Annotated in this window: 1 protein-coding gene; it reads right to left on the bottom strand. The window is 44.7% G+C overall.

Annotated features, from left to right (window positions below; all coding sequences use genetic code 11):
* On the bottom strand, window positions 1-500 hold a 500-nt coding region (locus tag ACS8FD_RS23765; RefSeq protein ID WP_439277660.1), incomplete at its 3' end, for a class I tRNA ligase family protein.
* Between the last annotated feature and the right edge of the window lie 46 nt (window positions 501-546).

The raw sequence follows: 546 nt of genomic DNA, 5'->3' as shown, positions 1-546 counted from the left end.
GCGTCATAAGTTGTGCCGCATACTTCACAGTTATCACCATATTGATCCAGCGCACCGCACTCAGGGCACTCTCCTTTGACAAATCGATCGGCCAAAAATAACTGCTTTTCAGGATCAAATAATTGCTCAACATCGCGAGTTGAGATATGCCCTGCGCTATTAAGACGGCGATAAATCAGCTCAGAGAAATGTTTGTTTTCTTCTGAATGAGTGGTGTGATAATTGTCAAAGTTAATCAAAAACTTTGCAAAGTCCGCTTCATGCGAGGCTTTAACTGAGGCAATCTGCTCCTCTGGCGTGATGCCATTGGCTTCAGCTTTTAGCATGATTGCCGTACCATGTGCGTCATCCGCGCAGACATACGTAACCTGATGGCCTTGTGCCTTCATCGCACGCGCCCAAATGTCGGTCTGAATATATTCTACAAGATGCCCCAAATGGATATAGCCATTGGCGTAGGGCAGCGCACTTGTTACTAAAATCTCACGCACTTTTGTCACCTATACTTTTATATAAACGGGTTAATTATCATCATCGCACGCTATT

This window comes from Psychrobacter sp. 1U2, from assembly GCF_051847575.1.
Note: the sequence above shows the minus strand (reverse complement) of the source record. Positions and strands in the feature narration are given on the sequence as shown.